The following is a 21,114-nucleotide window of genomic DNA, read 5'->3' on the forward strand; positions in this document are numbered from 1 at the left end:
AGCGTGGGGGTCGGGGTTGGTTGGGGGGTGTGTGGCGGGGGGGGGGGGGGGGGTGGTTGTGGCGGGGGGGCGCGCGCTCCCGAGCGGGGGCCTGCGGAGACGGCCAGCAGTCCGGCGGCGATGGTGGATTTGATGCGCATGTCGTGTGCTCCTCTGTGCTCGTTTCGACGTCTTGAACGGTATGGGCATTCAAACCTCGAAACAGCCACCCCTAGGGGGACTTTCGGCTCCACCATGGGCACTTCACCTTCCCCACCCCTGAGCCGGTAGTGCAGGCACCACCACCGCGCACCGGTGGGCGCGACCACGAATTCGGGCGCGCGCGGCATGGGCGGGACCCCGAGGAATTTCTACGCTCGAAACAGTCAGGCACGCACCGTTTCAGCAGGAGGAAAGCGCAGCTCATGACCATTTTTCGCAGCAGGTCCCGCCACATCGTCGCCGCGGGCGTGTGCGCCGTCGCACTCCTCGCCGTGCCCGCGTGCGGCAAGGAGACCGCGCCGGGGCCCGAGGTACAGCAGGCCCTGGACGCCTTGGTGCGGGCGGGCTTTCCCGGCGCCCAGGCCGTGATCACCACCCCGGCGGGCGAGCGGACCGTCACCGCGGGCGTCGGCGACATCGCCTCCGGCGCACCGTTCCCCGACGGCGCCTTCGTCCGGATCGGCAGCAACACCAAGAGTTTCGTCGCCACCGTGATTCTGCAACTGGTCGCGGAGGGCAAGGTCGAGCTGGACGCTCCTGTCGAGCGCTATCTGCCCGGTGTCGTGCACGGCAACGGCAACGACGGCAACCGCGTCACCGTGCGTCAGCTGCTCCAGCACACGAGCGGCCTCCCCGACTACCTGCCCAGCGGCGACCCCAGCGCGACAGCGGATTCCCAGAAGCTCGAGCCGGACTCCGAGGCCGCCCGCTGGCATCGCTACACACCGGCGGAGCTGGTCGCCATCGCGATGGCGATGCCGCCGCTGTACGAGCCGGGCGCGAAAGCGGTGTACACCAACACCAACTACATCCTGCTCGGCATGCTCATCGAGCGGGTCACCGGCCATTCCGCCGCCGCCGCGATCAACGCCAGGATCATCGAGCCACTCGGCCTGCGTGACACCTACTTTCCCGCCCCCGGAGATACCGGCCTACGCTCCCCGCACCCGCGCGGGTATGAGGAAACCGATGGCACCCGTATCGATTTCACCTACTTCGAACCCTCCATGGCGGGTGCCGCCGGAGCGATGATCGCCACCGGCGCCGACCTGAACCGCTTCTTCACCGCCCTGCTGGCCGGGAAACTGCTGCCTGCCGCGCAACTCGACGAGATGCGCCGCACCATATCGATCGATCGGATGCCCTCGGCCGGTTACGGATTGGGCCTGGTCCAGCACACCGCACCCTGCGGCGAGCTGATCACCGGCCACGGCGGCAGCATCCCGGGCTTCGGCACCCACACCGGCGTCACCGCCGACGGTGTCGCGGTCACCCTCACGGTGAACGAGCTGCCCGACAGCGAGGAGCAGGCCCAACTCGTCGACCAGACCTACGACACCATCGTGTGCGCGTCGTGAGGCACCGACCTCACCTGCCGGGACGCGCGTTGAGATAGGCCAGCACGGCCAGGACCCTGCGGTGCCCCGACTCGTCGGCGGCCAGCCCGAGCTTGGCGAAAATGCTGCGAATGTGTTTGAGCACAGCGCCTTCGGTGACGACCAGGCGTTCGGCGATGGCGGCATTGGCCTGGCCCTCCGCCATCAGCGCGAGCACTTCCCGTTCCCGCGCGGTGAGGGTCGCCAGCGGGTCGTCGGCGCGGCGGCGGACCAGCAGCTGCGCGATCACTTCCGGGTCCATCACGGTGCCGCCCGCGGCGACCCGGTGCAGTGATTCGAGGAACCGGTCGACCTTGCCGACCCGCTCCTTGAGCAGATAGCCGACCCCGCCCGCGCCGTCGCCGAGCAGTTCGGCGGCGTAGCTGTCCTCCACGTAGGACGACAGGACGAGCACCGGCAGGCCCGGGTGCACGGTCCTGGCGCTGACCGCGGCGCGCAGGCCGTCATCGGTGAACGTCGGTGGGAGCCGCACATCGACGATCACCCCGTCCGGGCGGTCGGCGGTGACGACGGCGAGGAAGTCCTCGGCATTGTCGACGGCGGCGGCCACCTCGATCCCGGCGGTCTTCAGCAGCAGGACGAGTCCTTCCCGCAGGAGGGCGTCGTCCTCGGCGATCACGACCCGCACGGCAACTCCACCCGCACCAGAGTAGGCCCACCGTCCGGGCTGCTCAGCGTCATCCGGCCGTCGAGCGCTTCGGCCCTGCGGCGGATACCGGCGAGCCCGCCGCCGTCGGTCACGGTCGCCCCGCCGATACCGTCGTCGCGGATCTCGACTGTGAGCAGGTCGGACGCTCCGCCCAGCTCGATCGACAGAGTCTCGGCGGCAGAATGTTTGGTGGCATTGGTGATGGCCTCGGCGATGACGAAGTAGGCCGCCGCCTCCACCGCCATCGGCCTGCGGGTGATGCCGTTCAGCTCGACCACGCACGGGATCGGGCTGCGCGCGGCCAGCGCGGAGACGGCACTGGGCAGGCCGCGATCGGACAGGACCGGCGGATAGACGCTGCGCACCACATCACGCAGTTCGGCCAGCGCGGCCGATGCCGTGTCCTGCGCGGTGCGCACCATCCGGTCGGCGGCGACGGGATCGCGCTCGCGCAGTTGTTCGGCCAGTCCGAGCTGCATGATCACCGCCGCGATCCTGGCCTGGGCGCCGTCGTGCAGGTCGCGTTCGATGCGGCGCAGTTCGGCGCCGTGCGCGTCGAGGGCGGCGGCCCTGGTCGTGGTGAGCTCGGCGACCCGGTCGGCCAGCATCGCGTGCTCGTCCGGGGCGAGCAGCGCACGGGCCACCCGGGCCTGGGCGTTCGCCGCCGCGGGCGAGCGCACGACGAGCGCACCGAAGACGAGGCCGAGCAGCGCGCTCAGTACGGCCGTCGGCCAGGAGTCGACGGTCAATCCGTTGCTCGCGGGCATCCCGTCCGGCGCCGTCCACCACAGCGCCGCGATCAGCAGTTGCTGCACCGCACTCAGCGGCAGCGCCACCGTCAGCGCGGCCAGCGGGAGCCCGAACACCCCGTGCAGGACGAGCCAGGCGAAGTCGCGCCGGTTCGCCGGGTCGGCCGCCAGGGTCGCGAGCTGCTCCCGCAGGTCACCCGTCAGCGGACGGTAGGCCTGCGTGATCGGCGCGCCGAGCCGCTTGCCCGCCCTGCGCCGTTCCAGGGTGAGCAGCGGGCGAATCAGCTTCACCGCCTCCGGGAGCGCGGGTATCCCGATCCCGATCAGGCTCGCCGCCGCGACGATCGCCAGCGCGACCACCGCGAACAGCGAGGCGACGCCGGTCAGCGCGCCGACCATCAGATAGCCGACAGCGGCGGGCAGCCGACGTAATCGCCGTCCTGCTCCGCCGCTGTCGATGGGACTCACGCGTCGATCATGCCCGGCCCGCGTGGTTCTCGCGCCGGTCCCCGTCCGGACCACTCGACTGCGCCGCGGTGTCGACCAGCGCACCGACGCCGTCCGCGGCCTTCGCATCGCCCGCCGCCTGGATTCCGCTCTGCATCCGCAGCGGAACCTCCTTCCAGAACAGCACGAGGAGCAGCGCGAGCAGCGCCACCGCGGTGCCGACCAGGAACACCGTCGACATCGAGTCGGCGAAACCGACCTGGAACGGCTTGGCCAGCGCCGGATCCAGCTGCTGGATGATCGAGCTGTCCTGCAGCACAGCGCCGGCGGCCGACGTGTCGTGCGCCAGGAGCCCCTTGGCCAGGGCAGCGTCGGCCGGGTTCGCGCTCTGCGCACCGGCGACAACGGCCTGCTGATAGGTGGGATCGGCGGCCGACTGCTGCAGCTGCTCGGTGATGTTCGGGGTGAGCAGCGAGAACAGGATCGACAGGAAGACCGCGGCGCCGAGGGTGCCGCCGATCTGCCGGAAGAAGGTGGCCGACGCCGTCGACACGCCCATGTCCTTGGGCGGCAACGCGTTCTGCAAGGCCAGCGTCAGCGGCTGCATCAGGTTGCCCAGGCCGAAGCCGGTCAGCGCCATGAAGATCATCGCCAGCCACAGCGGGCTGTCGGCGTCGAGCAGGTGCAGCAGGAACAGCCCGAGGGTCAGCGCGGCCGCGCCGATCACCGGATACACCCGGTAGCGACCGGTTTTCGAGATCAACCGACCCGACACGATCGAACCGATCATCAGCCCGAGCACCATCGGCAGCATCTGCAGACCTGCCTCGGTGGGGCCTGCGCCCCGCACGACCTGCAGGTACTGCGGCAGCAGCAGCATACCGCCGAACATCGCGGCGCCGACGACGAACGAGATCACCACGCCCAGCGCGAAGGTCCCGTTCGAGAAGATGCGCAGCGGGATCAGCGCGGCATCGCCCATGTACTTCTCGACCGCGACGAAGCCCGCGAGACCGAGCGCGCCGATGACATAACAGAGCACCGATCCGGTACTCCCCCAACCCCATTCACGCCCCTGCTCGGCGACGATCAGCAGCGGAACCAACCCGACCGCGAGAACGACAGCGCCCGCGAAGTCGATGCGATGGGTGGCGTGCGGCTTACGCGGCAGGTGCAGCACCCTGGTCACCACGACCAGCGCGAGCAGGCCCAGCGGCACGTTCACCAGGAACACCCAGCGCCAGCCGGTGATGCCGAGAATGGTGTCCTGCCCGGCGAGCAGACCACCCAGCACCGGGCCGAGCACGCTCGAGATACCGAACACGGCAAGGAAATAGCCCTGGTAGCGGGCGCGTTCCCGCGGACCGATGATGTCGCCCATGATGGCCAGCGCCAGCGACATCAACCCGCCCGCGCCAAGACCCTGGAACGCGCGGAAGGCCGCCAGCTGGTACATCGAGGTGGCCAGCGTGCACAGCAGCGAGCCGATGATGAACAGCCCGATGGCGGTGAGGAAGAACGGCTTGCGGCCGAACATGTCCGAGAGCTTGCCGTAGAGCGGGGTGCTGATCGTGGCGGTGATGAGGTAGGCCGTCGTCGCCCAGGCCTGCAGCGAATAGCCGTGCAGGTCGTCGGCGATGGTGCGGATGGAGGTCGACACGATCGTCTGATCGAGCGAGGCCAGCAGCATGCCGAGCATGAGGCCGGACAGGATGGTCAGGATCTGGCGGTGGGTGAAACCGGCGGGTGATTCCACCGGGGCCGCGGTTGTCGTCACGAATCGGTCTCCATCGCGGTGGTGCTCAGTACGGGCGAGCGGGTCAGCAGGTTCGGGCGGGCCGCGTCGTAGTCGTCGACGAAGCGGGTCAGCAGCGCGGCGAAGCTCGCGCGGTCGGCGCTGGACCAGTTCTCGGTAACGATGGCGACGGACTCCCGGCGCCGCGACCGGATCCGCTCGGCGGTCTCGCGGCCGTGGTCGGTCACCTGGAGGACGGTGGCGCGGCCGTCGTCGGGATCGGCGGCGCGCACCACCAGTCCCCGCTCCACCAGCTGCGCGACCTGCCTGCTCACCGTCGACGCGTCCGAGTGCACCGCCTCGGCTAGCGCGCCCGAGCGCATCGGCCCGTCGCAGACCAGCCGGAACAGTGCGACGAAGCCCGCCGGGTCGATACCGGAACGGTCCTTGATCTGGGCCAGCGTCCGGTCGCGCAGGCGGTGCAGCCGGACGAGCTGGAGCGCGATCGAGTCGATCGCGGGCTCGTTCTCAGTCACTCTTTCACCTTTACTTGCATCAATCAATTAGTTGTGTGATGCAAGTATGTAGGCAGAACGGTCGCCGGGGCAACCGTTTGAACTGCCTTTACTCGCCCTTGAACTCGGGGGCGCGCTTCTGGAACACCGCCGTGATCGCCTCGGTGAGGTCCTTCGACGGCAGGAACGCCGCGTTCCACGTCGACACGTAGCGCAGGCCCTCGGCCACCGCGGGGGCGGTCCGCTGCTCGAGCACGTCCTTGATGCCCTGCACCACCAGCGGCGGGTTGTCGGCGATCTCGCGGGCCATCGCGTGCGCGGCGGCGACCACGGCCTCCTGATCGGCGAACACCTCGTTGACCAGGCCCATCCGCTCGGCGCGCGCGGCGTCGATGTCCTTGGCGGTGAACGCCAGCTCGCGCAGGTTGCCCTCACCGATGATGCCGGGCAGGCGCTGCAGCGAACCGATGTCGGCGACGATCGCCACCTTCGCCTCGCGCAGGCTGAACTGGGCGTCCTCGCTGGCCAGGCGGATATCGGCGGCGGCGATCAGGTCCAGACCACCACCGATGCACCAGCCCGAGACCGCGGCGATCACCGGCTTGGTGCACTCGGCGACCGCGGTCACCGAGGCCTGCATGCCGCGGACCACCTTGAGGAACTCGGTGCGCGGCGCCGCCTTCGCGTCGTCGGCCAGCACGGGCGCGAGCATGCCGCCCATCGCCGCCAGGTCGAGCCCGAACGAGAAGTGCTTGCCCGCGCCGGTGAGCACCACCGCGCGCACCCGCGGGTCGGCGTCGAGCTCGCGGAAGATCTCCGGCAGCTCGCGCCAGAAATCGGGTCCCATCGCATTGCCCTTACCCGGCCCGGTCAGCGTGACCTGGGCAACGTGGTCGGCGATCTCGACGGTGAAGGCCTGCCAATCAGTCATGGGCCGAGTCTATTGGCGCGCGGCCAGGGACGCGCGCGGCCCCTTGTGTCAACCCCAAATTCCCGCTCCCCCGGCATATTTCCCGCAATCGACTTACTCTGGATCTCATGCGCAGGTCGTCTCTTCCGGCGGTCGCATGCCGCGTCGCCGACACCCTCATCGCCCGCGGGCATCACGGCGTCATCGTTTCCCCCGAGACGCCAGCCCCCACCGCGGTCGATGCCGCCCGAGCCATGGGCGCCCACCCCACCGCGATCACCACCGCCCAGGTCTTCCTCCTCGACAACGACCCCGTCCTGATCCTGGTCGCGGGCCACCACCAGGTCGACCTGACCCGCACCGGCAAACGCCTGGAAGGCGCCCTGATCCCCGCCCCCACCGCCCTCGTCGAGCGCATCACCGGCCAGCACATCGACGGCACCGCCCCCGTAGGCCACCCGACAAACCTCCCCACCTGGGTCGACACCGCCCTCGCCGCCCACCCCGAGGTCTGGGCCGCGGGCGGCCACCCGAACACGGTGTTCCGCACCAACTTCCGCGAATTGGTCCGCATCACCGCAGGCCTGCCGATCGAGATCGACTGAGGTCGACCGCGCGTGATGTGCGTCAACCGGGCAGACCGGCCCCTGGGCGAGGTTCCGGCGCGGGCGTAGTTTGGGGCGGTGAGTGAAGTGCGACGTACTCCGGCCGACCTGGTGGTTCCCGATGATCTGAGCGGGATCACCGCCGAGCAGTACCGGGAATCGATGCGGCACTATCCGGCCGGGGTGACCGTGGTGACCATCGGCGCGGAGACCGGCCCGGTGGGCTTCACGGCGACGTCGTTCGCCTCTCTCTCCCTGGAACCGCCCCTGGTGTCGTTCAACATCGCCCACACCTCGTCGAGCATCGATGCCCTGCGCGCCGCCGGCTCGGTCGTCATCCACTTCCTCGGCGAACACCAGCACCACCTGGCCCACCGCTTCTCCCGCACCGCCGCCGACCGCTTCACCGACCGCTCCCTGTGGACCACCCTCGACACCGGCGAACCAGTCCTGCACGGCACCCCCATCTGGCTCCGCACCACCCTCCACCAACTCATCGACATCGGCGACCACACCCTCGCGGTAGGCCTCGTCACCCGAGTCCACGACCAAACCCACGAAACCCCCACCGCAGCCCCCCTCCTCTACTACAACGGCAAATACCACCGCCCCACCGCCCTCGACACCTGAGCGCACATAGTCGTACAATATTTCGTACGACTACCCAGTGAGGCTCGCATGACTGCACTACCGATCTCCACCGCCCGCCAGAACCTGTTCAAACTGGTTCAGCAGGTCAACGACGACCACGACACGGTCACTGTCGTCACCAAGTCGGGTGAGAATGCCGTGCTTGTTGCCGAGTCAGATTGGAATTCCATCCAGGAGACCCTGTACGTCCTCGCCACGCATGGTGGCGTGCGGCTGCTCGAATCCGCCCGAGACGCACGCGAAGGCAAGTTCGAGGCACACGAGCTGATAGATCCCGATGCCTGAACGCAAGCTGGCGTTCAGCGCGTACGGGTGGGAGACGTACACATCGTGGCTCGCAAGAGACCGAACGGTCCTCAAGGCTGCGAACAAGGTAATCGCAGCCGCACTGTCCGACCCGTTCACGGGCATCGGGAAGCCGGAGCCATTGAAGCACCACCTCGCCGGTAACTGGTCGCGCCGGATCACCCGAGAGCATCGAATGATCTACTACGTCACCGATTCCGAGATAGTCGTCATCGCGGTCGGCGGGCATTACGACGAATAGCCCGCCGACCATCACTCAGCCGATGAGGCAGGGGGCGGCGCCTGCGGGGGAATCGGGGGCGAGGGGGCGGGTTTCAGGGGTGGGGTTCCAAAGGCCTTCAGTGGTGGCGTAGTTCCAGGTCGGGCCGGATTCGGTGAGGGTGGTGATGGCGGCGATCAGGCGGTCGACGTCGGTGGCGGTGGTGCCGAGGCCGATGCTGGCGCGGAGGGCGGCGTCGAGGCCGAGGCGGGTGAGGAGGGGGTGGGCGCAGAAGCGGCCGTCGCGGATGCCGATGGCGTGTTCGGCGGAGAGGTAGGCGGCGACCTGGCCGGGGGCGTAGCCGGCGACGGTGAAGGCGACGATGCCGACGCAGTCGGGGCTGTCGGAGAAGATGCGGACGATGTCGACGCCGGGGATCGCGGACAAACCGTTGCGCAGGCGGTCGGCCAGGAAGCGTTCGTGGGCAACGAGTTCGGCAGGGTCGATGGCGGCCAGCGCATCACAGGCGGCCGCGATGGCCGCGGCACCGAGCACATTCGGTGAGCCAGCCTCGTGCCGCTGCGGCGCCGCGGCCCACTCGACCTGCCCCACACCGACATTGCGCACCGCTCCACCACCGGCCAGGTACGGCTCGCCCGCGTCGAGCCAGTCCCGCTTGCCGACCAGCACACCGGCACCGAACGGCGCGTACAGCTTGTGCCCGGAGAAGGCGAGATAGTCGATCCCGTTCTCGCGCAGGGAGATCCGGCGATGCGGGGCCAGCTGCGCCGCGTCGACGAGAATCCGCGCGCCGCACAGGTGGGCGATGGTGGCCAGCCGCTCCAGCGGCAGCACCTCACCGGTGACATTGGACGCCCCGGTCACCGCGAGCAACGCGGCGGGCTTGCTGCACAATTCGGCGACGACCCGCCGGATCGTCTCCTCGACGGTATCGGCGGCCTGCACGACGCGACGCCCGTGCGCGGTCCACGGCAGGAAGTTCGCGTGATGCTCGATATCGCGCACGACGGTATCGCCGGGCACGCACCCTGCCAGCAGGTTCAGCGAATCGGTGGTGTTGCGGGTGAACACCACGACCTGGTCGTCGCACGCGTCGACGAACCGGGCGACCGCGCCACGCGAGGCCTCGTAGCACTCGGTGGAGATCCGCGAGGCGTAGCCCGCACCGCGGTGCACGCTGGCGTAGTACGGCAGCAGCTGCGAAATCCGGTCGGTGACCTGCCGCAACGCGGGCGCGCTCGCCGCGTAGTCGAAGTTGGCGTAGGTGCTTGTGCCGCCCTGCACGAGCGGAACCTGCAGGTCGGCACCGGATACGGCGGCCAAGGCGCAGGTGGGGTCGATTACTGCGGTCATGACGAAATCCCGTCGGCTCAGGGACTCGTTCCCGAAAAGGGTGCTGCGAGTCCGCGCTTGCCGCGCCCACTGCGGACGGCGGCCTGGTCGTCACCCGGAGCACCCCACCGCGGAGGAGGGTTGCCGACCAGCTAGCCGGGGCTTGTCGCTGGTACTCGTGACCTGTCGACGAGAGTGACAGACGATCCCGCGAGCTGTCAACCACCCCCGAACCGGCGGGGTTCCCCACGCGACAGGTAATCCGCACGCCCGCAACACCATCGGAAGCCGATAGTTGCCGACAAGTTGCCTTGCACACAATCATCGGCCGATCATCTGCCCACTCCATGGTGGACGCCCCAAATGATTGAGTCCCCCCACTATTTGTTAGAGTGGCCGCCATGCCCACGAACACGAACTCCGTCCGCGGCCTGCCGCGCTACCCGGTGTACGCGCTCGGACGGCTCACCAAGGCACTGCACGCCGAGATCGACGTGCCGCTGCGCGATCACTGGGTGCTCACCTTCATCGAGGAGAACGCCGACCTGACGCAGAAGAAGGTCGGCGACGCGCTCGGTATCGACCGCAGCGAAGTCGTCCGCCTGGTAGACGCGCTCGAACGCGCTGGCCTGGTCGAACGCACCCGTGACGGCAAGGACCGCCGCAAGTACCGGCTGCGGATCACCGACGCCGGGCGCAAGCAGTGCAAGCGCACCGACCGCCTCATCGCCGAGGCCACCGCGCGGGTGTTCGAACGACTCGACGCCGACGAGCAGCGCACCCTGCACCGGCTGGCACTCACCGCGCTCGGCGAAATCCCGGAATCGCCGTCGTGATCGGCGCCGACGGCACGCCCCGCGGTGGCCGTTGCGCGCATTTTCTCCGAGTACCGTTGGCACCTGGTGACCATCCCGTTTGCCCTCCGGTAACCCGACCGTGAAACAACAGACGACACCGATGGGGGTCAACCGATGAGAGGTGGACTGAGCGCCATGCTCGAGCCACGCACTGAGGACCCGGCGAGCCGGTTACGTGACCCACTGCTGCGCGCCGACCTGGCCGCACCGCCGCGCACCCTGGTGGACATCCTGACCAGCACCGCCCTGGCCCATCCCGACGCACCCGCCGTCGACGACGGCACCGTCGTGCTCAGCTACATGGAACTGATCGCCGCGATCGAGGCCAGGATGGCCGAGCTCACCGCGGCGGGCGTGCGACCGGGCGACCGGGTCGGCGTGCGGATGCCCTCGGGCAGCGCGGCGCTGTACGTGACGATCCTGGCCGTCCTCTACTGCGGCGCCGCCTACGTCCCCGTCGACGCCGACGACCCGGAGGAGCGAGCCAGGCTGGTATTCGGCGAGGCCAGGGTGAGCGCACTGGCCACCGCCGATGGCATCGAATCGGCCACAACCGCCGCGGGCCGCGCACCGGCCTCGGACTGGAACACCCTGCCTGCCCCCGCCGACGACGCCTGGATCATCTTCACCTCCGGCTCCACCGGCACACCCAAGGGCGTCGCGGTGACCCACCGCAATGCCGCCGCCTTCGTCGACGCCGAGGCCAGGCTGTTTCTGCGGCACGCGCCGATCGGCCCCGGCGACCGCGTCCTGGCCGGCCTGTCGGTGGCCTTCGACGCCTCCTGCGAGGAGATGTGGCTGGCCTGGCGGCACGGCGCCTGCCTGGTCCCCGCCCCGCGCGACCTGGTCCGCACCGGCGCCGACCTCGGCCCGTGGCTCATGCGCCGCGAGATCAGCATCGTCTCCACCGTCCCGACCCTTGCCGCGACCTGGCCCGCCGTGGCACTGGACTCGGTGCGGCTGCTCATCTTCGGCGGCGAAGCCGTCCCGCCGGAACTGGCCGAGCGGCTGGCAGGCGGCGACCGCGAGGTGTGGAACACCTACGGCCCCACCGAGGCCACCGTCGTCGCCTGCGCCGCGCTGCTCGACGGGAACATGCCGATCCGCATCGGCCTGCCGCTGGACGGCTGGGACCTCACCGTCGTCGACCCGCAGGGCAACCCGGTCCCGGAAGGCGAGACCGGCGAACTCGTCATCGGCGGCGTCGGCCTTGCCCGCTACCTCGACCCGGCCAAGGACGCCGAGAAATACGCCCCGCTGCCCTCGCTCGGCTGGGAACGCGCCTACCGCAGCGGCGATCTGGTCCGCAACGACCGCGACGGCCTGATCTTCCTGGGCCGCGCCGACGACCAGATCAAGATCGGCGGCAGGCGCATCGAGCTCGGCGAGATCGACAACGCCCTGCAGCACCTGCCCGGCATCAGCGGCGCGGCCGCCGCGATCCGGACGACCAAGGCGGGCAACAAGATCCTGGTCGGCTACCTCACCGGCGCCGGCCCCGACTTCGACGTCAAGAAGGCCAGAGAGATTCTGGCCGAACAACTTCCGGCCCCGCTGGTACCGCGCCTCGCGATCGTCCCCGACCTGCCGACCCGCACCTCCGGCAAGGTCGACCGCGAAGCCCTGCCCTGGCCACTGCCGAGCACCGACGAGCCAACGGAGTCCGGCGGTCTCGGCGGCACCGCGGCCTGGCTGGCCGGGCTGTGGGACGCCATTCTCGGCGCCGAAGCCACCGACCTCGACGCCGACTTCTTCGATCTGGGTGGCGGCTCGCTGGCGGCGGCCCAGCTGGTCGGCGCGCTGCGCGAGCGGTATCCGCACGTCACCGTGGCCGACCTCTACGACCATCCGCGCCTCGGCTCGCTCGTCGAACTGCTCGACGGCAGCGCGCCGGTCGCCGCCGTCGACGAGCGGGTCGTGGCGCCGACTCCATTGCGCGCGCAGATCACCCAGGTGCTGGCCACGATTCCGCTGACCACCCTCACCGGCTTGCAGTGGGTCACCTGGCTGGCCGTGGTGTCGGCGATCGCGGGCTGGTCCGGCTCGCTGCCGTGGCTGCCTCGGCTGTCCTGGTGGTGGATCGTGCTGGCGTTCGTGCTGTTCATCTCGCCGCTCGGCCGGATGACGCTGTGCGTGGCGGGCGCGCGGGTCCTGCTGGCCGGGCTGCGGCCAGGCACCTACCCGCGCGGTTCGTGGGTCCACCTGCGACTGTGGGCGGCCGTGCGGCTGTCCGAGGCCAGTGGCGCCGAAAGCCTGTCCGGCGCACCGCTGATGGTGCCGTTCGCCCGTGCGCTCGGCGCGCGGATCGGCAAGGGCGTCGACCTGCACACCCTGCCGCCGGTCACCGGCATGCTCGATCTCGGCGACGGCGCCAGCGTCGAACCCGAGGTCGACCTGTCCGGCTACTGGGTCGACGGCGACGTCGTGCACATCGGCGGCATCACCATCGGCGACGGCGCGGTGATCGGCGCCCGCTCGATCCTGCTGCCCGGCACCAAGATCGGCAAGAAGGCCGAGATCGCCCCCGGCTCGGCGGTATCGGGCAAGGTCAAGGCCGAACAGGAATGGGCGGGTTCGCCCGCGACGAAGACCGGCAAGGCACCGCGCCGCTGGCCCGACCACGCACCGGAACGCGCCAGGCACTGGCTGCTGGTGTTCGGCCTGTCGTCGATGGCGCTGGCCGCGATGCCCGTCCTCGGTCTGGCCGTCGGCGGCACCTTCATCGCCTGGTGGGTCCGCGAGGAGACCACCATCGGCGCCGCCGCGCTGCGCGGCTTCGCGATCCTGCCGGTCGCGACCCTGCTCAGTCTCGGCGTGTACGCCGCGGCCACCGTGATCGCCGTGCGCCTGCTCGGCATCGGCCTGCGTGAGGGCTACCACCCGGTGCGTAGCCGGACCGGCTGGCAGGTGTGGGCCACCGAACGCCTGCTCGACTCGGCACGCACCTTCCTGTTCCCGCTCTACGCCAGCCTGCTGACTCCACTGTGGCTGCGCCTGCTCGGTGCGCGGATCGGCAAGAACGTCGAGGCCGCGACGGTGCTGCTGCTGCCCAAGTTCACCGTGGTCGCCGACGGCGCGTTCCTGGCCGACGACACCATGATCGCCAGCTACGAGCTCGGCGGCGGCTGGCTGCGGATCGGCGAGGCGAAGGTCGGCAAGCGCGCCTTCCTCGGCAACTCCGGCATGACCGCGGTCGGGCGCCGGGTGCCCAAGAACGGCCTGGTCGCGGTGCTCTCGGCCGCGCCGAGCAAGGCCAAGGCCGGCTCGTCCTGGCTGGGCAGCCCGCCGGTGCGCCTGCGCCGCGCGGCCGAATCCAGCGACACCTCACGCACTTTCGATCCGCCGCTGCGGCTGAAGCTGGCCCGCGCCTTCGTGGAGACCTGCCGGTTGATCCCGGTGATGGTGACCTTCGCCATCGGCCTCGGCGTGCTGTTCGTCCTGGCGCTGATCGCCCAGCACTCCGACTACCTCGTCGCGGCCCTGCTGTCAGGCCTGGTCTTGATGGCGGCGGGCGCGGTGGCAGGCGCTCTCGCGGTGGCCGCGAAGTGGTTGCTGGTCGGGCGGATTCGCGCCGTCGAGCACCCGCTGTGGAGCGCGTTCGTGTGGCGCAACGAGGTCTCCGACGCCTTCGTCGAGACCGTCGCCGCGCCCTGGTTCGCGCGCGCGGCGACGGGTACACCCGTGATGAATCTGTGGCTTCGCGGACTCGGTGCCAAGATCGGCCGCGGGGTATGGTGCGAGTCCTATTGGCTACCGGAGGCGGACCTCGTGACACTCGGTGACGGCGCGACCGTGGAACGCGGCTGTGTGGTGCAGACCCATCTGTTCCACGACCGCATCATGTCCATGGACACGGTGACGCTGGACGCAGGCGCCACCCTCGGCCCGCACTGTGTCGCCCTGCCCGCCGCCCACATCGGCGCGGGCGCCACCATCGGACCGGCGTCACTGGTGATGCGCGGCGACGTGGTTCCGCCGTCGACCCGCTGGTGGGGCAACCCCATCTCGCCGTGGACCGGCACCGCCTCGATGTCGGAGTCGAGGCAGCGCGGAGCCGCCTGATGCGGAGCAAGTTCTACGAGGAACCGATCGATCCCTACCTGCCGCAGAACGGCAATCGCGGCTACCGCGTGTCCAGGTACGAGCTGGAGCTGAGCTACAAGCCCGCCAGCAACCGGTTGGCCGGGCGCGCGGTGATCATCGCGGTCACCACCACGGTGCGGGCCTGGTTCACCCTCGACCTGTCACAGTCGCTGACGGTGTCGAAGGTGTTCGTCAACGGGGCCAAGGCCGCGAAGTTCAGTCATCAGCAGGGCAAGCTCGCGGTCACCCCGCAGCAGAAGATCCCCGCCGGCGGTGTCCTGGAGATCACCGTCCACTACTCGGGCACCCCCAAGCCGGTGCGCGGGCCGTGGGGCGAGGTCGGCTGGGAGGAACTCACCGAGGGCGCGCTCGTCGCCAGTCAGCCCAACGGCGCCGCCTCCTGGTTCCCGTGCGACGACCACCCGAGCTCCAAAGCGTCCTACCGGATCTCGATCACCACCGACAGCCCGTTCTACGCCGTCGCCAACGGCACCCTGATGCGCAAGCAGGCCAAAGCCAGCCAGACCACCTGGGTCTACGAGGCGCCGGAACCGATGGCCAGCTACCTGGCGACGATCCAGATCGGTAACTACCGCAGGCACCGGATCGGCGCGCCCCACGAGCCGGTTCCGATGCAGGCGGTTGTGCCGCCGCGGCTGCGCGCGAACTTCGATCACGACTTCGCCCGCCAGCCCGAGATGATGGCGCTGTTCACCGAGAAGTTCGGCCCGTACCCGTTCGAGAACTACACCGTGGTCGTCACCGACGACGAGCTCGACATCCCGATCGAGGCGCAGGGCATCTCGGTGTTCGGCGCCAATCACTGTGACGGCAAACGCGGTTCGGAACGGCTGGTCGCGCACGAGCTGGCCCACCAGTGGTTCGGCAACAGCCTGACCCTGAAGCAGTGGCGCGACATCTGGCTGCACGAGGGCTTCGCCTGCTACGCCGAATGGATGTGGTCGGAGGCCGCAGGCGGCCCGACCGCCGACCAGCTGGCCAGGGCCGCGCGGGCCAATCTGGCCCGCCAGCCGCAGGACATCATCGTCGGCGACCCCGGTCCCAAGGACATGTTCGACGACCGGGTCTACAAGCGCGGCGCGCTCACCCTGCATGCCCTACGCCTGGAACTGCGCGACCACCTGTTCTTCGAACTGGTCCGGGAATGGACCGCGCGCTATCGCCATTCCTCGGTCACCACCGAGGAATTCGTGGATCTGGCAGGCCATTACTGCTTGACGCAGCTGCGCCCGTTGTTCGCGGTCTGGCTCGGCACCAAGCCGCTGCCGCAGCTACCGCCGCTGGGCGGGTAGAGCTCAGAACACCAGGTAGCGCTGCGCGAGCTCCTCGACGAGGGGATCGTCGGACGGCACCATCTCGAGCGCCTCGAGGTCGTAGGCCACCGAGATGGTCCGTGCGTCGTCGCGCTCGGGGTCGGGGCCGTCCTCGGCGAGCTGGCGCAACAACTTCTGCCGGACTCGGTCCTTCAGTGAATCGCGCATGCCTCCAGATTGCCCGCACAATGGCGCGGATACCAGTATCAGACGGGCGTGAGCCAGGTTCCCCACGGCGTGTTGCGCAAAACGGTATAGACCGCGAGCAGGCCGAAGAACGACCACACGAGCACCGGGCTCAGCCCGGGCAGTCGCCAGCCTTGTCCGCGCCGGGCGCGCAGCAGCCAGTCGACGACGAACACCGCGAACGCGAGAACCAACGGCACGACGAGCACATTGCTCTGCAGCGAATCGAGGATGCGGCCGTCGGTGAGATTGTGCATCGCCCGCATCCCGCCGCAGCCCGGGCAGTACACCCCGAACAGCGCGTAGACCGGGCACAGTCCGTAGGAACCCTCGACGTGCGGGTCACGGAAGTGCAGCAGCGCCAGCGTGCCGACACCGAGTCCCGCGGCGATCAGCGGCGGGGCCATCCGCTGCCAGACCGGGCGCGCCGGTTCCCGGTGCGGTGCGCCGGAGAATTCGGCCATGACGGGCGTGCTGTCCACGCTCCTACGGTAGCCGGGGCCGGTCGAGGCCGCCAGCACGCGCGGATCGCGGTAACTCGTTGTAATTTTCCGGCGATTTCGCGCGATTTCACAGTGTCTGCGCGTCCTGTAACCCAGTTCACAACAAATGGGACACTGTGACCCGCTAACACTAGCTAGCACCCGAGCTCGCACTGTACGGTGGCCTACGACACAAAGGAGTGCCGACATGCTTGCGAAGTCGATGATGACGGTAGGCGCACTGACCGCGCAGTTCCGTTCCGGGCTGCGTACCCGCAGTTTCGCGACAGCGAAACTCAACACCCCCGCCGTCGCGCACCGGGTCGTCCCGGTGACCACCGCCGACGGTGCCGACCTCAGGGTCCACGTCTACGGTCCCGACACCGCCCCCACCCTGGTTCTCATCCACGGCTGGGCGTGCAGCATCGAATACTGGAACCCGCAGATCAGCGCCTTCGCCGGCGAGTACCGCGTGGTCAGCTACGACCAGCGCGGACACGGCGAATCCACCCTCGGCACCGTCGCCCCCAGCGAGCACACCCTGGCCGACGACCTCGCCACCGTCCTGGACGCGACGCTGCGTCCGGACGAGAAGGCCGTCCTGGCCGGGCACAGCATGGGTGGTCTCACCATCCAGGCCTGGGCCAAGCACCACCCCGAGCAGGTAACCGAGCGCGCCGCCGCCGTGCTGCTTGCCAATACCGCCAACGGCGGCATCCGCGAGGAAACCGATCTGCTGCCGCTGCTGAACAAGCAGCTCACCCTCGCCGAATACCCCGTCACCGTCCTCGGCGCTCCGGTCCGGATGCCGCAGCCGGTCAGCGAGTCGCTGCTGTTCGCGCCGCTGCCGATCCCCGGCGGCTGGTTCACCGAGCAGGTGTTCCGCAACCGCATCATGACCCCGGAGGCCTCGGACGACGAGGTCGACTTCGCGGTCGGCATCATCCGCTCCTGCCGTCCGCTCGCGCGCGGCCGCCACGCCGCCGCGATGGCCGACATGGATCTGTCGGCGGGCACCGCCAACCTGACCGTGCCGACGACCGTGATCGCGGGCGCCAAGGACCGGCTGCTCCCGCAGCGCATGTCCCGCCCGATCGTCGACATCCTGCGCCGCACCGGCCACCTGGCCGATGTGCACGTGCTGCCGCACGGTCACCTCGGCAATATCGAGGACAGCGTCGCCTTCGACGCCATCCTGCACCAGATCCTGCTTTCCGCCACCAACTCTCGGGCCACCCGCCGCAACGTCGCCGCCCGCTGACCCGAGTCGGTTCTCCTGAGCCCGGTCAACGGCGATCGGCTCAGGAGCATCTCGAGGCCCCCGACTACCCAGGTCGGGGGCCTTTCTCGTGCCTCAGGGGACGCTCACCCAGGGCGCGGCAGCGGAAGGTGGCCCCGGCCGTGCGCGACATGGCTGCACACTCTTCGGGGCCTTCTCGTTTCTCATGGCAGCAGTAGTCCCCAGTACAGCGACCACAGCGTGAATCCGATGCCGCCGCAGACCACCAGTGCCCAGCGGGTTCGCGCGCCCGTGCCCGCGCCGTCGAGCATCCGCCCCCGACGGGCGACGACGAAACCGAGCGCGACCACCGCACACACCGCGACCAGCTGCAGCGCGACCCAGGACAGGGTGCGCCCGAACAGCAATGGGCCGAACGAGGTCGCCCGGGTCGAGGCGACGAATAAGAGCTGCGCGACCGCGCCGACGATGCCGATTCCCGCTGCCACCACCAGTATTCGCGCGGGCAGCGCATTCGGCAGGCGCCAAGCCCTGGCCAGGCCGGTCAGCGCGTAACCGGCGAGGGCGAGCAGGGTTCCCGCCAGTAGCGCCAGCTGCGCGGCGGTCGACTCCCACCACGCCAGCGAGACCAGCGGTGACACCGAATGGCCTTGCACCGCAGGTTTATCCGCCTGGCCGGCAGCGGACCCCGGCAGCCCGTTCACCCAGTTGCCCATCAGCTGGGCGTAGCCGGGAGCCAGCTCCTCGCCCTTGTCGAATCCGTCGGTCGTCGTGAAACCTCCGTGCTGGGCGTTCGGCAGGGTGCGCAGGCTGTAGTTCGTCTTGCCCACGCGATCGAAGGCCTCCTGGAAGCCGCGCAGGCTGTCGCCCGGCGGGGTCAGCCGGTCCTTGTCGCCCCAGATCGCGAGTACCGGCTGCTCGATCCGGGCCAGCACCGGCAGCGGATCGTAGTCGGCTTGGGCGAACTGACCCGCACCCGCGATCTGCCGGATTCCGTTGCGCGCCAGCACATCGATCATCGATCCGCGGACGCCCGCCGCCGCGAATCTGGTCTCGTTGGCCCAGGTCTGCTGCGCCGCGGGTGCGCCGGAGTTGGCGCCGATGGTGATCAGGAAGGCGACATCGGCCGACCGGGAGGTGGCGAGCGGGGCGACCCAGCCGCCTTCCGAGAGCCCCCAGAGCCCGACCTGCGCGGGGTTCACCTCGGGCCGATTCCGCAGTGCGGCAATGCCTGCCAGCGCGTCGTCGGCGAGCAGGGAGAAATCGCGGTGGGCGGGGGTGTAGTCCTCGGTGCGCTTCTCGTAGTGCAGCGCGATGATGCCCTGCCGAGCCAGAGCTTCAGCGACCTGGGCATATTGAGGGCTGCGGGCGGTGCCCGAGCCGTGGACGAGCACGATGCCAGGCCTGCCGGTGGCGCCGGCGGGTGCGTGAATCGTGCCGGTTGTCGTCGTCCCGTCGGAGCGGGTGAAGGTGATGTCGGTGGCGGTCAGGTCGTGCGCGTGCGCGAGCGGAGCACCGATCAGCAATGCGGCGAACATGGTGGCGGCCAGCGCAATTCGAGAAAGCATGATCTACTCGCCGTTCATCCCCGGCGCCGGGAAGGCGATGAATCGGGTGAGTACCCGGCGCGCCCCCGGCCTGCCCTCGGCGTGCGTCGCCTGGAAGCGTTTGAGCAGGGCGAGATACTCCTCGCAGAAGGCGTCGAGTTCCTCCCGGGTCGCGTAGATCGCGCCGCGCGAGAACGGCATCACGTCGGCCCACTCACCCAGCTCGGCGCGCTCGGCCCGGAATCGCTGGAACATCTCGACGTCATCGGTGATGTGCTGTGCGACAAGTCCTTCCAGCAGCTCCCGCATCTCCGGCGACTGATCCTTCTCCATCCGGTACCGCAGATCCTTCGGCGGCGATCGCCACCACCGCTCCTTCCCCTTGGCCAGCTCGGGCGCCTCCTCGATGAAGCCGTGCTCGGCGAGCTGACGCAGGTGATAGCTGGTCGCGCCGGTGTTCTGGCCTAGCTGGGCACCCAGCGCCGTCGCCGTCGCCGGGCCCTTCTCGGCGAGTGCGCGCAGGATGCGCTGCCGGAGAGGGTGTGCGAGCGCGCGGAGAGCGGCGGGGTCGGTGATCTCCCTGGGTGGTACCTCGTTGGCCATACTTGCACAGTACCCTTTGCAAAGAACTCCATGCAAAGATAATTGTGCAACTAACGCAAAACCGTCTGCTCACCCCTCGGCGGCCCCGCACAGAGCAAAAGGCCCTTCCCGGAATCCCGGAAAGGGCCTTCCACGTTGTTGCCGCTACCTGGCGGCGACCATCGACCAGCTGTAGTAATTAGCGATGCTGCGAGGCGCCACCGTCGCCACCGGCGTCCCCGTGCAGTCCGGCGTCGAGAACACCAGAAGCGTTCGGTCGCTTCGATTCTCGTAGGTCACGTCGCGCGGGAAGCCGCTCGCCCAGCATCGGTCCAGGTTCTCGATCATCCCCCTACCGTCGATGATCGCCCATTGACCCTCCGACGACCCGGTCGGCAGCGGCATCGTGGACCCGGTAGGCAGCGGAAGAGGAAAAGCAGCGGCCGAGGGGGCACCAACTACCGCAGCGGCGATGGCCACAGCGCCGACGAAAGACATGCTTTCACGCTTCATGAACCCGATGCTACAAAGATTCGCGAACACTGTCGTCCCCCAGAACTACCGTCCCGGCCACGATCGAATCTCTCTGTCCCACCATGCATTCGAGATCAGGGAGATCCCTCGGAGATCGAGGCCGCCGAGGGCGGCCGCGTAGGCGGCGACCAGCTCGCCGGGATCGTCGTAGCTCGAGGCCGTTTGACCCATCGGCCTCACGCGGCGTCGTCCTGGCTGGGCGGTTTCGCCCTGCTCGGCGTCCTGGCCGAAGTTCGTGCCGTTCGCCGGGCCGAAGTGATGTCCCACCGCGACGATCGGGGGACGACCAGCGGCGGAGGCCGCGCCTTTGTCAACCAAAACGACAAAGGCCCTCCCCGGCGAACCGGAAAGGGCCTCTGAGCTGGAGCCGCCTGGGGGAATCGAACCCCCGACCTTTTCATTACGAGTGAAGCGCTCTACCGACTGAGCTAAGGCGGCGTACCTTTCGGCGGTGCGAGTCTATCGCCTCGGGGTCGGAACACGAAAACAGCAGGTCACCGCAGCTCGATCAGCAGGCCACACGGCGTTCCGACTGATCGACACCTGGAACCA

Annotated in this window: 20 protein-coding genes, 1 tRNA gene and 1 riboswitch; of the genes, 9 read left to right on the forward strand and 12 right to left on the reverse strand. The window is 69.3% G+C overall.

Annotated features, from left to right (window positions below; translation table 11 throughout):
• Positions 1-404 precede the first annotated feature (404 nt).
• On the forward strand, positions 405-1,559 hold the full coding sequence (locus ACFWPJ_RS00625; RefSeq protein WP_378845560.1) for a serine hydrolase domain-containing protein: 1,155 nt from the start codon (positions 405-407) through the stop codon (positions 1,557-1,559).
• 10 nt (positions 1,560-1,569) lie between these two features.
• Here ACFWPJ_RS00625 and ACFWPJ_RS00630 read toward each other — a convergent pair whose 3' ends face one another.
• From ACFWPJ_RS00630 to ACFWPJ_RS00650, 5 genes are all read right to left on the reverse strand, one after another.
• The gene (locus ACFWPJ_RS00630) at positions 1,570-2,226 is read right to left on the reverse strand and encodes a response regulator (RefSeq protein ID WP_378845561.1); all 657 of its coding nucleotides are present in this window, start codon (positions 2,224-2,226) and stop codon (positions 1,570-1,572) included.
• Positions 2,214-3,464, reverse strand: a complete 1,251-nt coding sequence (locus ACFWPJ_RS00635) for a sensor histidine kinase (protein ID WP_378845563.1) — start codon at positions 3,462-3,464, stop codon at positions 2,214-2,216. Before ACFWPJ_RS00635 ends, ACFWPJ_RS00630 begins: the two co-directional genes overlap by 13 nt.
• Positions 3,465-3,471: 7 nt before the next feature.
• Positions 3,472-5,220, reverse strand: a complete 1,749-nt coding sequence (locus ACFWPJ_RS00640; protein ID WP_378845565.1) for an MDR family MFS transporter — start codon at positions 5,218-5,220, stop codon at positions 3,472-3,474.
• The gene (locus ACFWPJ_RS00645; protein WP_378845567.1) at positions 5,217-5,714 is read right to left on the reverse strand and encodes a MarR family winged helix-turn-helix transcriptional regulator; all 498 of its coding nucleotides are present in this window, start codon (positions 5,712-5,714) and stop codon (positions 5,217-5,219) included. Before ACFWPJ_RS00645 ends, ACFWPJ_RS00640 begins: the two co-directional genes overlap by 4 nt.
• Before the next feature lie 88 nt (positions 5,715-5,802).
• Entirely contained in the window at positions 5,803-6,624 is an 822-nt protein-coding gene (locus tag ACFWPJ_RS00650) for a crotonase/enoyl-CoA hydratase family protein (protein WP_378845569.1), read from the reverse strand.
• A gap of 107 nt (positions 6,625-6,731) precedes the next feature.
• Here ACFWPJ_RS00650 and ACFWPJ_RS00655 point away from each other — a divergent pair, with 107 nt between their 5' ends.
• From ACFWPJ_RS00655 to ACFWPJ_RS00670, 4 genes are all read left to right on the forward strand, one after another.
• Positions 6,732-7,208, forward strand: a complete 477-nt coding sequence (locus ACFWPJ_RS00655) for a YbaK/EbsC family protein (protein ID WP_378845570.1) — start codon at positions 6,732-6,734, stop codon at positions 7,206-7,208.
• Positions 7,209-7,370: 162 nt separating this feature from the next.
• A complete protein-coding gene (locus ACFWPJ_RS00660) occupies positions 7,371-7,838 on the forward strand; it encodes a flavin reductase family protein (RefSeq protein ID WP_378845604.1) in 468 nt (155 codons plus the stop codon).
• A gap of 48 nt (positions 7,839-7,886) precedes the next feature.
• Positions 7,887-8,144, forward strand: a complete 258-nt coding sequence (locus ACFWPJ_RS00665; RefSeq protein ID WP_378845572.1) for a type II toxin-antitoxin system Phd/YefM family antitoxin — start codon at positions 7,887-7,889, stop codon at positions 8,142-8,144.
• Positions 8,137-8,406 carry a Txe/YoeB family addiction module toxin gene (locus ACFWPJ_RS00670; RefSeq protein WP_378845573.1) on the forward strand — a complete coding sequence of 90 codons (270 nt, stop codon included), beginning with the start codon at positions 8,137-8,139 and terminating at the stop codon, positions 8,404-8,406. The genes ACFWPJ_RS00665 and ACFWPJ_RS00670 overlap by 8 nt, the downstream gene beginning before the upstream one ends.
• Positions 8,407-8,421: 15 nt before the next feature.
• Here ACFWPJ_RS00670 and ACFWPJ_RS00675 read toward each other — a convergent pair whose 3' ends face one another.
• Entirely contained in the window at positions 8,422-9,738 is a 1,317-nt protein-coding gene (locus tag ACFWPJ_RS00675; RefSeq protein ID WP_378845575.1) for an aminotransferase class V-fold PLP-dependent enzyme, read from the reverse strand.
• Between the two features lie 48 nt (positions 9,739-9,786).
• Positions 9,787-9,901: riboswitch (SAM riboswitch) on the reverse strand.
• Positions 9,902-10,118: 217 nt separating this feature from the next.
• On the opposite strand from ACFWPJ_RS00675, the gene ACFWPJ_RS00680 reads away from it, so the two are divergent.
• The 3 genes from ACFWPJ_RS00680 (at position 10,119) to ACFWPJ_RS00690 (ending at position 15,970) form a co-directional block, all read left to right on the forward strand.
• Positions 10,119-10,553 (forward strand): MarR family winged helix-turn-helix transcriptional regulator, encoded by a 435-nt coding sequence (locus ACFWPJ_RS00680; RefSeq protein WP_378845577.1) that lies wholly within the window; start codon positions 10,119-10,121, stop codon positions 10,551-10,553.
• A gap of 156 nt (positions 10,554-10,709) precedes the next feature.
• Complete coding sequence (locus tag ACFWPJ_RS00685; RefSeq protein ID WP_378845606.1) at positions 10,710-14,636, forward strand: Pls/PosA family non-ribosomal peptide synthetase; 3,927 nt, start codon at positions 10,710-10,712, stop codon at positions 14,634-14,636.
• Positions 14,636-15,970, forward strand: coding sequence for a M1 family metallopeptidase (locus tag ACFWPJ_RS00690; protein WP_378845578.1), 1,335 nt, complete (start codon positions 14,636-14,638; stop codon positions 15,968-15,970). The genes ACFWPJ_RS00685 and ACFWPJ_RS00690 overlap by 1 nt, the downstream gene beginning before the upstream one ends.
• 3 nt (positions 15,971-15,973) lie before the next feature.
• Here ACFWPJ_RS00690 and ACFWPJ_RS00695 read toward each other — a convergent pair whose 3' ends face one another.
• Complete coding sequence (locus ACFWPJ_RS00695; protein WP_378845580.1) at positions 15,974-16,159, reverse strand: hypothetical protein; 186 nt, start codon at positions 16,157-16,159, stop codon at positions 15,974-15,976.
• A gap of 38 nt (positions 16,160-16,197) precedes the next feature.
• Entirely contained in the window at positions 16,198-16,659 is a 462-nt protein-coding gene (locus ACFWPJ_RS00700) for a DUF2752 domain-containing protein (RefSeq protein ID WP_378845582.1), read from the reverse strand.
• A 208-nt stretch (positions 16,660-16,867) separates the two neighbouring features.
• On the opposite strand from ACFWPJ_RS00700, the gene ACFWPJ_RS00705 reads away from it, so the two are divergent.
• Entirely contained in the window at positions 16,868-17,920 is a 1,053-nt protein-coding gene (locus ACFWPJ_RS00705) for an alpha/beta fold hydrolase (RefSeq protein WP_378845583.1), read from the forward strand.
• Between the two features lie 182 nt (positions 17,921-18,102).
• Here ACFWPJ_RS00705 and ACFWPJ_RS00710 read toward each other — a convergent pair whose 3' ends face one another.
• From ACFWPJ_RS00710 to ACFWPJ_RS00725, 4 genes are all read right to left on the reverse strand, one after another.
• Positions 18,103-19,467, reverse strand: a complete 1,365-nt coding sequence (locus tag ACFWPJ_RS00710; RefSeq protein ID WP_378845584.1) for an alpha/beta hydrolase family protein — start codon at positions 19,465-19,467, stop codon at positions 18,103-18,105.
• A 3-nt stretch (positions 19,468-19,470) separates the two neighbouring features.
• Positions 19,471-20,049, reverse strand: a complete 579-nt coding sequence (locus ACFWPJ_RS00715; RefSeq protein WP_378845586.1) for an ArsR/SmtB family transcription factor — start codon at positions 20,047-20,049, stop codon at positions 19,471-19,473.
• Positions 20,050-20,193: 144 nt separating this feature from the next.
• A complete protein-coding gene (locus tag ACFWPJ_RS00720; protein WP_378845588.1) occupies positions 20,194-20,541 on the reverse strand; it encodes a hypothetical protein in 348 nt (115 codons plus the stop codon).
• 383 nt (positions 20,542-20,924) lie between these two features.
• Positions 20,925-21,000 (reverse strand) — tRNA-Thr (locus ACFWPJ_RS00725).
• Between the last annotated feature and the right edge of the window lie 114 nt (positions 21,001-21,114).

Source organism: Nocardia sp. NPDC058497 (genome assembly GCF_042720195.1).
In the GTDB taxonomy this organism is placed as follows: domain Bacteria; phylum Actinomycetota; class Actinomycetes; order Mycobacteriales; family Mycobacteriaceae; genus Nocardia.

What these genes read in the sequence shown, in the direction of transcription:
- ACFWPJ_RS00695 (WP_378845580.1), bottom strand. Translation starts at nt 16,159, where the DNA reads ATGCGCGATTCACTGAAGGACCGAGTCCGGCAGAAGTTGTTGCGCCAG.
- ACFWPJ_RS00675 (WP_378845575.1), bottom strand. Translation starts at nt 9,738, where the DNA reads ATGACCGCAGTAATCGACCCCACCTGCGCCTTGGCCGCCGTATCCGGT.
- ACFWPJ_RS00625 (WP_378845560.1), top strand. Translation starts at nt 405, where the DNA reads ATGACCATTTTTCGCAGCAGGTCCCGCCACATCGTCGCCGCGGGCGTG.
- ACFWPJ_RS00670 (WP_378845573.1), top strand. Translation starts at nt 8,137, where the DNA reads ATGCCTGAACGCAAGCTGGCGTTCAGCGCGTACGGGTGGGAGACGTAC.
- ACFWPJ_RS00665 (WP_378845572.1), top strand. Translation starts at nt 7,887, where the DNA reads ATGACTGCACTACCGATCTCCACCGCCCGCCAGAACCTGTTCAAACTG.
- ACFWPJ_RS00685 (WP_378845606.1), top strand. Translation starts at nt 10,710, where the DNA reads ATGCTCGAGCCACGCACTGAGGACCCGGCGAGCCGGTTACGTGACCCA.
- ACFWPJ_RS00720 (WP_378845588.1), bottom strand. Translation starts at nt 20,541, where the DNA reads ATGAAGCGTGAAAGCATGTCTTTCGTCGGCGCTGTGGCCATCGCCGCT.
- ACFWPJ_RS00715 (WP_378845586.1), bottom strand. Translation starts at nt 20,049, where the DNA reads ATGGCCAACGAGGTACCACCCAGGGAGATCACCGACCCCGCCGCTCTC.
- ACFWPJ_RS00710 (WP_378845584.1), bottom strand. Translation starts at nt 19,467, where the DNA reads ATGCTTTCTCGAATTGCGCTGGCCGCCACCATGTTCGCCGCATTGCTG.
- ACFWPJ_RS00680 (WP_378845577.1), top strand. Translation starts at nt 10,119, where the DNA reads ATGCCCACGAACACGAACTCCGTCCGCGGCCTGCCGCGCTACCCGGTG.
- ACFWPJ_RS00650 (WP_378845569.1), bottom strand. Translation starts at nt 6,624, where the DNA reads ATGACTGATTGGCAGGCCTTCACCGTCGAGATCGCCGACCACGTTGCC.
- ACFWPJ_RS00660 (WP_378845604.1), top strand. Translation starts at nt 7,371, where the DNA reads ATGCGGCACTATCCGGCCGGGGTGACCGTGGTGACCATCGGCGCGGAG.
- ACFWPJ_RS00655 (WP_378845570.1), top strand. Translation starts at nt 6,732, where the DNA reads ATGCGCAGGTCGTCTCTTCCGGCGGTCGCATGCCGCGTCGCCGACACC.
- ACFWPJ_RS00690 (WP_378845578.1), top strand. Translation starts at nt 14,636, where the DNA reads ATGCGGAGCAAGTTCTACGAGGAACCGATCGATCCCTACCTGCCGCAG.
- ACFWPJ_RS00705 (WP_378845583.1), top strand. Translation starts at nt 16,868, where the DNA reads ATGCTTGCGAAGTCGATGATGACGGTAGGCGCACTGACCGCGCAGTTC.